Here is a 16,313-nt window from a genome sequence, read left to right on the forward strand (position 1 = left end):
ATTACCAGCCTGGGTTCTCAACAAGATTGGTGTTTCGTCGGGTATCATAGTCGCCAATCGGCCAGAAATAATCTCTTGGCGCGATAAAACGCTGACTGAAGATGAAGCGTTCCTGATAATATGTAGCATCGGTTTTACCAATGATATTCCATCCAGTGATGTCTTTTTGAAGCTCTTCTGGTGCTTCTTTCCAGCGGCGCAGGTCCCAGAAACGCTGCCCTTCGAACATCATCTCTATTGTGCGCTCTCTGTGGATGATGGCGCGCAGGCCTTCTTTACTGGAATATTTTCTAGGATTACTTGAATATGCGGTCCAGGATTCCACAATGCCTTTAAGTCCGGCTCGTGTTCTTATTCTGTCCAGGTATTGAATAGCCAAGGTTGAGCCTCCATTTACTTCATTTTCTGCTTCAGCATAGAGTAAATAAAGATCGGCCATCCTAACTTCCGGCCATGGGAATTGTCGCCAAACCACCGAATTGTTGTTGGTGGTAGATTCCCAGTTAACCAGTTTCTTAATAAAATAACCGGTTTCGCTCCAATTTCTGAAATCGTTACCAAAGCCCGCCTTATCTCCGTTTTTTGCTTTTACATAAAAATTATTTTCATCATTGCCTCTGTCATTACCGTCTTTCATGTACCAGATGGAACCGTCAAATCCCAGGTCCGCATAAAAACGTGGCTCCCTGTCGAAATTAAGCCGGGCGGTTGTAAAACCATTTTTGATGTAAAACCGTTCTTTGTCTGTGGCTGTTCTCAATTGACTGTATTTAGTGAAATCTAAAGTTTTGTCTTCTTCTATGGGTACTCCATTTGAAGTGTAAAATAGTTTCGCGATCTTGATTGGCGGCGCCCAAACACCTGAACCAGGTCCTCTACCGTTTACACCATTATCTTCGGTAGGTGGCATACATAACCATTCGTTCACAAAATAGGATTGTGCATTCCCCCATACACATTCTACACCGTATTTTTTGGTAATGGCATTACGTATGCTAAGTTGTGTTTTAGTGGTATCACTTAGCCCTAATCCATCATTGGTATAGTTGTAAAGCCTAAAGCCATTATTGGTGGCGGCATCAATAGCTGCTTTTACGGCATCGCGGGCTATTATCCATTTTTGAGGATCATAACTTGGATTGAATAAAATGTTGCCCTCTTTATCCCTAAAATTCGCAAAATCGCTGTTCCCGTTGAATAAGGGACTTGCGGACATGATCAATAGCTTTGCCTTCATGGCCAATGCTATAGGTTTGGTTACCCTTCCCATTTGTGTGTTTTCATCCTGGATACGGTCTGGCAGTAGCTTTGCCGCTTCATCAAACCAGTTGGATATGGTGCTCACGCATTCATCTATGGGTTTACGTTTCACGTAAGCTCCTGCAAGGTCGGCATCAACAGGTACATTTGTATTAATCAGCGGGATAGGTCCATACATGCGTAGCATGTAATAGTGATAGAAAGCCTTTAGGAACAGTGCTTCTCCAATCCAACGGGAGCGTTCAGCTGGTGTAATGTCGGGCACTTTGGTTTGGTCTGCCATGTTTTCCAGAAAAACATTACAATTCCTTATTCCTCCCCATATTGGCTTTGTTGTTACATTCTGACCTTTATTCGCTCCAGTCCAATCGTTAAAATAAGGTGCTGCCTTGTTTTGTTGTCCTTCCGCAATTCTGAAAGCAGCATGCCATTGCGCCTGGTCATTCTGAGGGTACCAGATTTCATCTGCAGCTGTCATACCCGGGTTATACCAGCCGTCGCCATTTTTAGGCAGGTAGGAATAAAGTGTAAACAAATATTTCTCAGCTTCTAATCTTAATTTAAATGCATTATCAATAGTAGAAACGTTATCAGGTACTACATCAAGGTACTTTTTGCAGGATGTAATGGCAATTATGATGCTCATGAGCATTATAACCCGGTAAATTTTACCGATATGCCTATTTTGGTTTAATAGTTTTTTCATGCTATACATATGAAAGTGTCTTGTTGTTACTTAAAAGTTGAATTGTGCGCCAATGCTGTAGACAGACTGAACCGGATAGCCTAGTCCGTTGCCACCCATTTCCACATCCCACATTTTAAATTTGCTGAAAACGAACAGGTTGGTTGCAGAAAAATATATTCTTGTACTTCTTAATCTCAGCGCCTTTATTTCAGGTATATTGTATCCCAGATCAACACTTTTCAAGCGTAGAAAATTACCGTTGCGCATCCACCATGTTGAGGGTCTGTTGTTGGAATAAATCCGGTTGGTACTTAGTCTTGGCCAAAAAGCGTACATATTTTGTTTATCTTCTGACCAATGGTTATCTGCTATAGCTTGCAGCAAATTGTTTTGAAAACCACCATTCATGAAAAATGGCTGCGTATTATCTGGATTGATAAAAAATGAAGACCTGGCAGAACCCTGGAAAAAGAAACTGAGGTCGAACCGTTTAAATCCGCTGGATACCCCAAATCCATAGATGATTTCAGGCTGTTGTGGATAACCGATGGGTACCATGTCATCATCATTGATAATCCCATCTTTATTCACATCCTTATATTTTATATCTCCCCCACGCAGCGTATTATCTCCGTATTGAAGCGGGGAATTGGCTACCTCTTTCTCATCTGCAAACAATCTTTCGGCTATTAAACCCCAGCTTTGCGAAAGCGAGTGATTAACCCGTGATAAATAAGCAATGTTAGGGGCATACTGGATTTCATCACTTACTTTTAATTTACTGGTTGCATAAGTAAAGTTTCCACGCACATTTACCCATGTACCTCCGCTAAAAGAACGTTGGTAGGCCATGGTGAAGTCAATCCCCTGAGTTTCGGCCTTTCCAAAGTTGGCAAAGGGTAAAGCTTCAAAGCCGGCAGCGGATTCTACACTCGATTTTGGTTGTAAGATTTGTGAACGAAACTGTTTGTATACCTCTACGGTCAAGTTAAGATCTTTAAATGCGGTTAAATCCATACCAATATTTAAAGATCTGCTTACCTCCCAGGTAATGTTATTATTGGCATATCTGGAAATGGAAACGCCCGGACGGTAATAAAAGGGAATTCCGTCTCCGGTTCCAAATGATGCGCCATAGCCACCATCATTTAAGTTGACATTAGACAGGTAGAAAAAACGGTCGCCAATGTTGCCGATCTGATCATTTCCCACTAATCCATAGGTAGCCCTGAATTTAAGCTGATCAATTACACTTCTTAACGGTTTAAAAAACTTTTCGTTAGAAATGCGGTAACCAATACCTGCAGAAGGGAAAAAGCCAAACCGGTTATTTTTTGCAAAACGTTCTGAACCATTATAACCAAAGTTAAATTCTGCCAGATACCGATCATCAAAGCCATAAGAGAAACGACCTGAAATACCTTGATTTCGCTGTGGTAAAGATGCGGTCAGATCGTTAGCGTCAGCTGCCTCATAATTAGACATAAAAGATATTAAAGAGCTACTTACCGCATGTTTTTTAAAGGTCCGGTTGTAAGTTAGTGCACCTTCAAGCCAAAAACGAGAATCCAGCTTTTTTCCGGTCTGCTGGAAGCCAAGGTATTCTGTCCCCGGTGTCCCCGCAGTTACCCCGGTTCCGCTGTTCAGTACATTGAGACTATAATCAAGCGTTGTGGGGTCTACAATGGCTTCGTAGTAAAACGGATTATAACTCCGGTCGGCCGAATAGAAAGAATATCTTCTCAGATAAGCCATGGTTCGGAAATTTAGCCCCGGGGTAATGGCATTTAGGTTTTGCTGGAGTTCAAGCTGTGGCTGTATATTGGATGTTTTGTATACGTTATATCCTTTCACCATCTCTGCGTAAGGGTTTACGTAAAGCGTTGAGGTTGGACTGCCTGCCTCTACAATACGGCCCGAGCCAAATAAGGGGTGGTCTGAATATGGTAGCTTTGATTTGGGATAAAGGGCAGGAAACATCACCGGATTGGCCCAAAGTACATTGTTAAATGATAATTGACCTCCGCCGATCGGCCCATTATAGTCGTCAAACTGACCATACATGCGGATATTAAATTGTGTGGTGCTGGTAAGGTTAAGGCTAATGTTAGAACGGATAGAGTAGTTTGCCAGTTTGATATTGCTGTTAAAGTTATTGATAGGGTCTACTTTTAACACACCATTGTCTTGGTTATAGGTACCTGAAATATAATACTTGGTACGTGCGTTACCACCACTGATATTTAGGTTGTAACTTTGGTTTAGCGTTCTCTTTTTGATCATCTGTCCCATCCAGTCGTTATTTGGATAGAGGTAAGGGTCGTCTCCTGCAATGGTATGGTTAATTTTACTTTCGCTGTAGGTAGGCTTAGCCAGGGGCGATCGGGTAAGCAATGCCTCATTAGCCAAGCGCATATAGGTAATATTGTCTGCTAGATGGCTGGGCTAAAAATACAGGGATAGTAATGTTAAAATCCCCTGATTTGACGCGTTGGAGCCATAAAGCGGTAGATTTGGCGAAAGAATATCCTGCAACTTTCTCAAAGGTGAAATGGGTATGGGCCCCACAAACGATTTATGATCCGATTGCTAAGAAATATCTGGTATATTTTACCATCAGGTTTGAGGATAATGAAAAGCTTGATTTTTATTGCGCCTATGCTAACAAAGACTTCACCGGCTTTGAAAAGGAGCCAACTTTAATGTTTAGCCCGAAATTTGGTGGTATTGATGGCGATATTATCTTTAAAGACGGGATATACCATTTTTTTTATAAAGGAAATACCAAGGTAGATGGAAAGGAAGTAAAAAATGGAATTCAGCAGGCCACATCCCGATCATTGCAGGGACCATGGGTGGAAGACTTTAAATACCTGGATGCTTACGCCGGAACAGATACTCCGGTAGAGGGATCAAGTATCTTTAAACTGAACAATTCTCCGGATTATGTATTGATGTATGATTTATATACCAAAGGAAGATATGAATATCAGAAGAGTACCGATCTGTTTAACTTTAGCGATGCGCCATTGTCATTCACCAAGAATTTTTTTCCAAGACATGGAAGTGTGATCGGGCTAAGCGGTCAGGAAGCCCGCTGCCTAAACAGTATTTGGAAAGGTGTTCCGGGTGAGTTGCTTATTCCTAAACTTCCCGGCGACCGGTTTCAATTCGTAGCTGAGGGAAACCCGATTATCACGCACCAATATACTGCAGATCCTGCAGCGATGGTGGATCAGGGAACACTATGGCTGTTTACCGGGCATGATGCAGGCGGGAAGCAAAAAACTTTTAAAATGGAAGATTGGTCGGTTTTTTCGACAACTGATATGAAAAACTGGACACAATACCCTGTTCCGCTTAAGCTTTCTGATTTTTCATGGGCAAAGGGTGGCGATGCTTATGCGGGGCAGGTGATTAAGCGCAACGGCAAATACTATTGGTATATCAGTACAAATGCGTTGGGCATAGGTGTTGCCGTTTCAGATCGACCTGAAGGACCGTATAAAGATGCAATCGGAAAACCGCTGCTGACGAATAAAGACTGTTATGATTCTAAAAACTATTGGGCCTGTATTGATCCAACTGTTTTTGTGGATAAAAAAGGACAGGGGTGGATATTCTGGGGAAACAGTGAGTGTTATTACGCCAAATTGAAAGAAAATATGATCGAAATTGATGGCGCTGTAAAAAGAATCAATTTTGAAGGTTTCAACTTTACCGAAGCGCCATGGATACACGAGGAAAAGGGAACCTATTATCTGTCTTATGCTACCGGTTTTCCTGAAAAAATTGCTTATGCAACGAGTAAATCCCTGGAGGGGCCATGGAAATATCAGGGTATTTTAAATGAAGTAGCCGGGAATAGTGATACCAACCACCAAGCTATTGTTAAATTTAAAAACAAATGGTATTTCTTTTATCACAACGGAGCCATGCAACCTGGAGGTGGAAGCAATAACAGATCGGTTTGTATAGATGAAATTTTTTACAACAAAGATGGAACGCTTAAAAGAGTAATCATGACGAGTGAGGGCGTAGGGAAGAGATAGTCAAAAATTAATGTAGAGCTATTGATTTAATTATGATTGTGGTTGCTATAACACCAACCACGGGTATAGATGCCCGGATCGTCTTCATGATCCGGGCATTTTTGATTGTCAGAACGAAACCCTTATTTTATAGTTAGGTTAACAGTAAAGGTAGCAGTCACTTTATTGCCTGAAGCTAACGTATAGACCAAAGCCTGTTTCATGGTATACTTATCGCCTGTATTAACACGGTTAGGATACTGACCAGCGTTGAATTTAAAATTTTGTGCATCAAACTCACAAAATACCCGCGAATTAGCTGAACTGTAGCCAACCACATAGCCATTGGCATCGAACCACTGCCCGAAACCATTGGCTGTTAGGGTAGCGTTTAAGTTGTTATTAGGTTCAAGTGCATAAAATTTAATGTCAGTGCCAATTTTACTGGTAATATCTTGTTTAGGTAATTGAAAAGCAGTAGCCAGTTTAGTAATATCAATTTGAGCTGTGGCATAATCGTAAGAAGTAGTACTTCGGTTCACTTCGAGATCGTAAGTAAAGGCCACATCTTTAGGTGCCTGATTATTGTAGCCAGGTAAACTGGTGTTCTGGAACTTTACCTTATAGGGCCATTGTTCATCATTGGTATTGTTTTCATCCCAGGCATGCGGATGGTATTGGCTAGGCGCCCCGGTTACCACAAACCAAAGGCGGCTGCAATTTACCGGAATAGTAAATGTTGCATTTCCGGAGGCACTTGTGAACATGGTGCTGTAGCTTCGCGTTCCATTTGTTGATAAAGCAACGAAACCATATCTCCAGCCGGCAATGCTGGCATCTACCTGATTATATCCCGAAGCGTTTGGCAATCCTTGAAATGCCGCGGTAACAATTGTACCCGCTGCAGGCACCTCTAAGGGTATAACATTGTAACCGGTTGTTTGCGGGCAAAAGCTTGGGTCAGGCTGGAAAGAACCATCGTTCATCAGGTTCATTTTATAATGATGTGCGCCAATTTTATTTGCGCCAAGCGTACGGATGTTATCAATATCCCAGGTTACAAATTTAGATGCAGCATCATATAATTCATCGTTGAGCTGGCTCACAGAAAGTCCGTATAAACGCTGATAAACCTGAATCGGATCTTCATAAGTCTGCGACGCCTGCCATATTTTACCAATAACCGCAATACCTCTTTTTTGTGCCCAGTACTGGTGGATCATATAATTGGCATAACGGTAATCTTCGTGGATGAGGTGTTTCTGGTAATTATCCAGGTAAGGATCAAACCAGCTGCTAAAAAGTTCATTGGGGTAAGAGGTAAAAGCCTGCCATTGTGCCGTTTGTTCCCAAAAGGCATTTCCACCTGCACCATTTCCTCCGAAACCCCACCTGAAGCCATGAGTGGTACCTAAATCACAGGATACCTGGTATTGGAAACTATGGCCAATCTCATGCCCGATTGTTGAACCAACTGGTTTGCAGGTCTGTGGACTTACCCATAATGCGCCGATTGTATCGTCATATCCCGAACCAGTTGCACGCCAACCATCTTCATAATATAAAAAGATCATCATTTTGTATTTGTCCAGTTTTGAAGTCCCGTTTCCAACGGTGGCAAATTTTAATGTATTTACATTTAGGTTGTAAAAAGATTCGGCCTTAGCCAGTAAATCATCAATATCCACACGGTATTTTGAATCTACATTTGCGGAGGAAGGATTGTTAGTACCATATCCTTTTCCCCAGAACAATATAAAATGATCGGATTGCTTTGAACGGGCGTAACACCATTCGCTTTCGGTAGCGTTCCAATCCATATTCTGCATGGATGTTGGTTTGTAAATCTGCAGGGCGGTAGCGGCCTGCGTACTGGTTTCATTTGCCGGAGGATCAGGCGCGACTTTAGCTTTTTTACACGAGGTAAAGTTTAACAATAAGATTAAGGAAAGTACTGCACCTATTCGCCGGTTCAGCATTAATTTTGATAAGTGGTTCATGGGGTTAGGAGTTAATTGATGTATTCAGCAAATTAACCAGAACCCTAAAACTATCATTACAGGTTTTTACCTATAAATAACTCATTTTTAACCTGATGTCGCTATATTATCTGTTGACATCTGTTTTTCATATTTGAGTTTGAGGTACTTTTCTTTTTTAACCTAAAATTTAATAAAGCCAGGTGCGCTCAACTCCTTAAAGCCCGATCCTTTTTTTATCAATCAGTAAACCTTCAATAGCCAGAATATCTATTTCTGTTTTTAGAAAGCAAACCTGTTGAATGGAAAATAACGATTTTCTTTAACATCGATTTAATGATCGTAAATGAGCTGTTTGTATACCGGTACCGTACCAAGCTAAGCGCATTACCATAATTGATAGCAGAATCATCTTTTTTCAGTTAGACGAATCACAGACGCTCTTTTATCATTAATCCTTAGCGCCTTCAGAAACGCTTCATACAGACATTAACAAATTGCATTGCTGTTGCCGGTGCCAAAATTACGAAGTTCTTTTTTGTCCATTCTACCAATTTTAGTATATTAGATATATAAAAAGGGATGATCACCCAAACCAATCCGCCTGATTACAAATTCCCTCCAAAAAAATATTTCCTGCCCGCCTTTACACCACGTTTACCCCACGTTTATGCCACCTTCTGGCCAGACTTGCTTCGTACCTGCTCGCACACTGCTTTGTACTTGCGTGGGTTGAGTAATAGTCCTTTTAGAGATCGGGCAGACCAAATATTTGAATCGCTTTAGGCCGGCAGGCTGACAATAGCTAAATAAAAGGTAAAGCGAAAGTTATCTCAAGGTATGGTTGGTTTATAAACGCGTAGGAGCAGCCCGGTGAAAGAGATAATAAACGGCTGTCCCGAATTTTTTTATCCTGCGCTGTAAGTAGGGTTAAGCCTATCGTCTTTCCGGATACAAGAATAAAATTGACTTACAACCCAATAAAAGTAATTCACAGACGCCCTTTTATCATAAATCCGTAGAGCCGTTCGGAACTCTACGGACTGAAATGGCTTTCGATTACCCCAGACTGATATACTAATTAGTTTTTAAACAGGCGCTTTTTATTTCGATTTGAGCTTTTTATGTCAATAAGCTTATTTTAAGGTCACATCCAGGTAAACCGAGTGCCTTCCGTAGCTGTCATAAAATGGTTTAAATAATACTCCGCCTATCGTAAACTCCAGTTTGGATGGATCGCCTTTGATGGTTTTTCCTAAATCATCAGCATTAAGGACAACCTTACGCCAATCTTTCCTTGCCTCCGGCTCCTGTGCGGCGAGCAATATCGGACCATAGAACAAACTTGCGATATTCTGCTGATCCATTACCGGATCTAAATGAAACTGAAAAGGCATCGTTAAATCAACCTGATCTCCAGATTTCCAGTTTCTGGAAATTTTAAGATAAGTTCCAGGAACTGCATTTAACTTTTGTTGCTGACCATTAATTTTGACAAAGAAACCCTTTGTTGCCCATCCCGGTACGCGCATGTACAGGTCAAATTGACCGCTACCATTGATCTTTAAACTGGTTTGATCTGATTTTGGATAGCTGGTCGTTTGTTCAAGCTTAATTTTTCGCTCCGACCAGTTTAAAACAGATGGAATGAAAAGGTTAACATATAAAGACTGATTTTGCTGATCTTTAAAATAAATAGAATTCTGTAACTTGGTACTGCTTTCTAATGCGGTACCATTGCAGCAGGTAAAGCCGGTCATGTCTCCATTGCTGAACTGTTTTGCAGAACCTGGTCTAAGTGAGATATGATAAGTATTTCCGGGATTGTCTTTTGCTACGGAAGCTAAGATATCATTATATAAAGCGCGTTCGTAGTAATCCATTAATTCCGCTTTTTGTTCGAAAAGAAACAGATCTCCTGTAAGTTTAAGCATGTTGTAAGTGGCGCAGGTTTCATTTTGCCCACCTTCAGAAAATCCGTTTTCATATAAGCTTCCTGGCTGTGCGATAAAACATTCTGCATTGGCCGGATTTCTTGCACCAGCAACACCACCTATGCTATACATGTAGTTGTTTACAACTTTATGCCAGAAGTTATCTGCAATTTTAAAGTAATCTGACTGTTGGGATACCCGATAAAGTTCCATACTGCCAACAATCTGTGGAATATGCTGATTGGCGTGAAGGCCACGAAAAAGATCTACATTTTTAGCTAAGCCACTGCTGTGCGCGTCATCACCATAAAATAAGCGGATATTATCGAAAAGCTGTGCTGTTTTCAGGTATTTTTCCTTTCCGGTGATTCGGTAAAGATGTGCCATTGATTCATTCATGCCGCCAAACTCACCGGCAATATAGGTATTCCACATTCTGGTTAAGGTTTGTTGTGGTAAGCCACTTAGTCGGACTTGTACCCAATCAGCCATATTGGTTGCAATTTCAAGTGCTTTTTTATTTCCGCTAACCTCGTAAATATCAATCAGCCCGGCTAAGATTTTATGTAAAGTATAATAAGGTGCCCAAATCTGATTGTTTTGACCACCATATTTAGCACCATTTTCCAGCATGATAAACTGATCTGGCGGGTAAGCACTGATGAATCCTTTTCCCCAATTCCAGTAATCCCTTCTGATTCCCTTTTCGCTAATATCAGAATCATAAGCAGTTTTTCCCGGACCGTAAGGAATAGCCGACGGATCGGCAACAAATGCACCTCCCGATTTTTGAGGTTTTCCAGATAGTTGAGATAAGGTATAAAGTGTATTCACCATATACTCCATTTTATCGGCGAAAATTTTCTGCAATGCTTTATCATTACCTGCGCCTGCATAAGCTTGTGCTATAGCACTTAAATAATGCCCGGTAGCATGCCCCCGTAATTTAGTATCTTCACTATCCCATACGCCAAGTGGTTTCGCACCGGCGGGCTGTTTCTGACCAAATGCATGACGAAACATATACAGGAACGAATTAGGGTCTGTTTTGGCCAATGTCCGGATAAATTTATCCCTGTTTTCAATAAATTTCGTATCATGTCCTTCATGATCAGTCTTAAGCGTTACCTGGTTCAGGGCAAAAGGCAGTAATTTGATAGCAGGTGTTGCTTCTTTGTCGGTCGCAGTTACCTTTACCTGTGCTTTTGGCTTAAAGTTTGTTCCTGGTACATAACCGGTAATGGTATAATTTCCCGGTTGGCTAACGGCTGAATTATCTGTTGGATTGGGCCAGATTACTTTTACCATTGGACCGGTTTTACCGGTTTGATAAGTTCCGGCAATGGCCCCGGGTAACCGGGGAAGATCACCAACACTTGTTGTCACTTCAATATCATCTACCCGAGTGAGGTATTTGGTGTATAACTGAGCGGCATCTGCAGGAAAATGTTGCAGGTCATCATCCGTTTTTGCCGAAGTGTTAACTGTCGTTTCATTAGTCTGGTTTTGTCCGTGCTGATAAACCGAAACAATTTGTTTTGCATTTAAGGCGACCCGATAAATCCTGAAATCATGGATTAAAGCATTCAACGCTTTATTTTTAGCTGACAGGGCATTGCCAAGGATCAGTGATTTCTTATCTGGTTTGTGCTGACCAAAAATTGATGTAAGGTCAAAGCTGAGATCTTTTGCTTCAGCAACTTTTTTACCGTTAAGGTAACTGGTCATAGATTTTGAAGGGATATCAACCACCAAAGCCAGATGCGCCCATTGGTTAAGCGCAGGAGCAGCTCCCTTTGTGATTATACTTGGTTGCTTTCCATTTTGGATCATAGCAAGAAAACCCTGACCAATCTGTTTACTGTTAAGTTGTGAGGAAAAATGTTTATCGGCGCTTTGGCCAAAGTCGAAAAAGCTTTGATCCGAACGGTCGCTTTTAAGCAAAACCCAACTGGTTATGCTGATGGATTCAACATCTGTTAATGCTCCCGCAGGGATACTTACATAAGTTCCGGTAGTTCCCGGCAAAGAAAGTACTTTTCCGAAGCGACTGTCTTGTGCAAATTGCGGCTGACCTCCAATGAAATTTGCATTAAAGCGATTTCTGGACCAATCTTTTAAATCGCCTTTAAGTTCATACCTGGCACTCATGGCCGTTTCGCCAATGCCATCAAGGATTTGATCACCATTTTGTGCCAGAGCCGTGTTGCCTGTTACTATAAAAACAGCAAGGTATGACATGGATCGGAAGACTTTGTAAATTTTCATAATTGATAAAATTAAACAAAAAGAGCAATAGACGAAGCCCTGGAAATTGCAGGTATTGTGCATATTTTAACCTTATTTTATGTTGACAATGCAAAGTAATACCCGATTGTGGGGTGAAGTGATTCTCTTGGATCGTTTTTGTTTTCCCCTCCCGGTAAGAGAATATTTTAAAGATTGGAGTATTAAAAATGGGAAAGGTTAAAATATTGATACTATGGATTAATATACAACGGTAATCTGGATCGTACTTCATTTATATTTACATGCTGACCCATAACAGCTGTTTCCAAAAATGCTGACGTAACACTTAACCATGAAGAAAAAATATCTAAAGCCATTCATTTTATTTCTACTGTGTTCTACTTTTCAAATGGTACTGGCGCAATCTGCAAAGGAGGCTGTGGTACACGGAAATCCGATTATACCGGGTTATTTTGCAGATCCAACGGTAAAGAAGTTTGGAGATACTTATTACATATATGCTACAACAGATGGTAACGGTGGTGGTTTCGGTCCTTCCCAGGTATGGACATCTAAAGACTTTGTGAACTGGACCATGCAGGATATGAACTGGCCAACCACGCACTATTACTGGGCGCCGGATGTAACCCAGGGTGCCGATGGTCAATATTATCTGTACTATTGCCAGCCTGTTGAGATTTTTGGTGCCTCCTCTCATAGCCCTGTTGGTCCCTGGACCTCGCTGTTGCCTACAGGCAAACCGATTGTATCTAATTATATGGTGCCAAATGTGATTACACTTGATGGACAGACTTTCAAAGATGACGATGGCCAATATTATATGTACTGGGGTACCTGGGGGATTTATCCTAACCACGGCTGTGGTGTTGGCCTTTTGAACGCAGATATGAAGTCATTTGCCAAGCTGGGCCAGATTCCCAATACTGATGCAAAAGAATTTTTTGAAGCCCCCTTTGTGTTTAAAAGAAAAGGGATTTATTATCTGACTTATTCATCAGGATATTGTGAAGATGGTACTTACCGGGTTCAGTATGCCACCGCAACTAATCCGATGGGCCCGTTTAAATATGGTGCAAACAATCCTATTTTAGCTACCAATCAAGATGGAACGGTGCATGGGCCGGGCCACCAATCTGTATTGCAGCAGGGTGATGATTTTTACCTGGTGTACCACCGGCATAATAATCCGCATAATGATGGCGGTTACCACAGGCAGGTTGCTGCTGATAAAATGCTGTTTGATGATGAAGGGAATATTCTGAAGATTGTGCCTACTCACACCGGAATCGGTTACCTCGCCAAAGATGTCAATCCACATCCAAATTTAGCTCTAGGTAAAAAGGTCTCTGCATCTTCCAGCTATGATGAGAATTTTAAAGCGGAATTTGCCTTTGATGATAATAACGGAACCTTATGGAAGGGTAAAAGCAATGCAGGGCCTGCCTGGGTGCAGGTAGATTTGGGAAAAGTATATCCCGTTAAAAGCGTTCATACACAGTTTGAATATGCGACCTGGTATTATCAATATGAAATCATGTATTCGGCTGATGGAAAAAACTGGAAAGTTTATGCTGATCGCAGTAAAAATACCCGGCATGGAAGCCCGATGATTGATTTTGGCGATGTTAAGGCACGATACCTCCGTACAATGGTTTTACACACAGAATATCCGGGATTGAATAAAGCCATATGGAATATCAAGGTTTTTGATCATGCAGAATACCAACCTGTAATGCATACTAAAATTAAAAAATGGGAACCTTTAAATGCTTTTGAACCAAAAGGTTTGTTAGTGGATCTGTCATTAGATCATCTCCGGGCAAACGTCGTGGTAACCAATGTTCAAAATACCGGGAAGTTGGGTGGGGATTTTTCGGCAGTCGGACCAATTAAACCCCTTACCTCGATGATTGGTGGTAAAAAAGCATTATTTTTTACTGGCCGTGAGCGCTTATCCTCAACGGAGCCTGCACCAAAATCGCTGCTTGGAAACAGTAGCTATACTGTGAGTATGTGGGTTTTAAATCCGGAAATTGATAAAGAGGAAACCATTGTATCCTGGACAGGGCGGGGCGGTGTTGATTTAAGTAATGCAGCGGTTGGTTATGGGAACAGTAAAACTGCCGGTGCCATCAACCATTTGGGTTGGGCAGATTTAGGCTATAAACATATGCCAAAAGCCAATGAATGGCACTTGATCAGCGTTGTTTTTGATGGTACAATGGAACGGATTTATGTAGATGGAGAATTGGATAGGAGCGAAAGGAGGATGCTTTTTATCAATAACCTCAAACACTTTCTCATCGGTGGAAATGAAGATGGAAGTGCAGGATTTTCTGGCGCATTGGCTTCGTTAAAAATTTATGATGTTCCGTTAAGCCATGATGAAATTAAAGCCGCCTATAAAAAAGGACTGCCAAATAAAACCCCGCTGTATGTTGAAGCTAAAAATCTTGACTATGGCGGGTTAGATCAGTGGACCAATAACGGAGCTGCTTTAGGGCAACTCGTAATTGAGGGTAAAGCAGAAGTTGCGGATGTAAACGGAAAAATAGCGGTGAGATTAGATCGTGGAGGACAGTTGCTTTTAGGAAATGAACTGGCGAAAAAACTAGATTTTTCAAAACCTTTTAGTGCTATTTTTTCACTCTACGCGCAGGCTGGTGCAAAAGCGGATTTATTTTTTGGCCATAAAACGACAAGCATACTAGGCACCGGAAAGTGGCAGCAGGTAATCTGCTCCTGCAATAAAGGAAAATTTAAGGTTGTTATCAATGGTAAAAGGGTTGAAAATACCGATTTGCCAGGCCCACCAAAAAATCAGCGTGTTTTAATCGGGGCAGCAACTACGGGGGATCCGGTAGCCATATCTGCTATGGCTGCATATAATTACACGCTTGAAGATAGTGCCTGTAAGCAGGAGTTTGATTTTTGGAAACAGACACAAAATAGCAACCTCGTTAATGCGTCATTTGCTTCAAAACCAGCAGCGGTGACACCCAATATGGTTTATATGGCTGCGAATAAACCAACACTACCAGGCACCCGTTTTGAGTATCTTTTTCAAGAAGATGCAGATAAAAACACCCCGAAATGGCTACAATCTTCAGCTTATACAGATTTCTCTGTTTCACCTCAAATGCGCTACGCTTATACCGTAAAGGTTAGAGATAACTTTGGCAATGTCAGCCTGAACTCCTTGCCGGCTATGGTCCCAACAGATTCTACACTTTTCATCATCAGAAAACAACGCGGATCGGCCATATCAATTCCGGCAGGAGCGGATGCTTTAAAGTGTACTTCCTGGGATGGTTTTACGGGAAATGCTGACACTGTAGCCCAGCAAGCCGGCGTGTTAAAATTAGTGTCGCACCATACATTTTGGGATGGATCAATGCCAGCCGGACCTTTTGCCTATCATCAGGTGGAAGGCGATTTTGTTGCTGAAGTGTTGCTGTCTGATATGTTAGGATTTAACCAGAAGAAAGCTTATGGCGCAAACGAAGCCGGTATAATGGTTAAAGAGCCATCTAATGCCAAAAAACTTTTACAAAATGGGGTAATGCCTGGCTGGGGTATTGGAAACATTATAACGGATTTAATTGCCGGCGAACGCAAACAAGTGAATAACCTGGCAGGATGGAACTTTTATCGTCATTTGCAGATACAGCGGCAGGGAAATCTATTCTTTTTGCGTGGCAGCCATGATGGAAAGGCATGGGTAGATCTTCCCGGCAGTCCGATAAAAAGGGGTGATATGAGCAGTGTTTTATCGGTTGGTGTTTATCATGCTACTTACGGAGACATTTCGGGTTATGCATCGTTTAGTGATTTTAAAATTATTCAAAAGAAATAGAAGGGGAAATTAATAATTTGTTAATGAGATTGGCTGACCAAATTTATCATTAAATTAGGTGCTGCGGTTGGTTAGTCTGAGCATAGTAGAAGACTTCTTGAGATTTTAATAAATTGCAAATAAATGCCCTTCCAGGCTCAGGGTAACCTCTTTTGAGGTTTATCCCCTGACTTAATGAGATTGCTCGAAGGCTGTGCAAAGCAAAGTTTTTTAAATTTGATTTCAATAATTTAATGTGAGTTTTGGGGCTTAATTTCCTCATTTCGAACTGAATGAGGGACTTTGCGTAGGAGTGAAGCAATCTTTCTTACTAAT

At 41.4% G+C, this 16,313-nt stretch carries 6 protein-coding genes; 2 read left to right on the forward strand and 4 right to left on the reverse strand.

All coding sequences use genetic code 11. The annotated features are described in order from the left end of the window. Position 1 precedes the first annotated feature (1 nt). A complete protein-coding gene (locus ACIQXP_RS11785; protein ID WP_387503880.1) occupies positions 2 to 1,906 on the reverse strand; it encodes a RagB/SusD family nutrient uptake outer membrane protein in 1,905 nt (634 codons plus the stop codon). Positions 1,907 to 1,996: 90 nt separating this feature from the next. Beyond that, on the reverse strand, positions 1,997 to 4,372 hold the full coding sequence (locus ACIQXP_RS11790) for a SusC/RagA family TonB-linked outer membrane protein (RefSeq protein WP_387504511.1): 2,376 nt from the start codon (positions 4,370 to 4,372) through the stop codon (positions 1,997 to 1,999). 41 nt (positions 4,373 to 4,413) lie between these two features. Between ACIQXP_RS11790 and ACIQXP_RS11795 the strand changes: the two genes are divergently transcribed. Continuing rightward, on the forward strand, positions 4,414 to 6,000 hold the full coding sequence (locus ACIQXP_RS11795; RefSeq protein ID WP_387503881.1) for a family 43 glycosylhydrolase: 1,587 nt from the start codon (positions 4,414 to 4,416) through the stop codon (positions 5,998 to 6,000). Positions 6,001 to 6,122: 122 nt separating this feature from the next. Here ACIQXP_RS11795 and ACIQXP_RS11800 read toward each other — a convergent pair whose 3' ends face one another. Next, positions 6,123 to 7,979 carry a DUF4859 domain-containing protein gene (locus ACIQXP_RS11800; RefSeq protein WP_387503882.1) on the reverse strand — a complete coding sequence of 619 codons (1,857 nt, stop codon included), beginning with the start codon at positions 7,977 to 7,979 and terminating at the stop codon, positions 6,123 to 6,125. Between the two features lie 1,115 nt (positions 7,980 to 9,094). Next, on the reverse strand, positions 9,095 to 12,160 hold the full coding sequence (locus ACIQXP_RS11805) for a beta-L-arabinofuranosidase domain-containing protein (protein ID WP_387503883.1): 3,066 nt from the start codon (positions 12,158 to 12,160) through the stop codon (positions 9,095 to 9,097). A 313-nt stretch (positions 12,161 to 12,473) separates the two neighbouring features. Here ACIQXP_RS11805 and ACIQXP_RS11810 point away from each other — a divergent pair, with 313 nt between their 5' ends. Beyond that, the gene (locus ACIQXP_RS11810; RefSeq protein WP_387503884.1) at positions 12,474 to 15,998 is read left to right on the forward strand and encodes a family 43 glycosylhydrolase; all 3,525 of its coding nucleotides are present in this window, start codon (positions 12,474 to 12,476) and stop codon (positions 15,996 to 15,998) included. The last annotated feature ends 315 nt before the right edge of the window (positions 15,999 to 16,313 follow it).

This window comes from Pedobacter suwonensis (genome assembly GCF_044762335.1).
Taxonomy (GTDB): Bacteria; Bacteroidota; Bacteroidia; order Sphingobacteriales; family Sphingobacteriaceae; genus Pedobacter.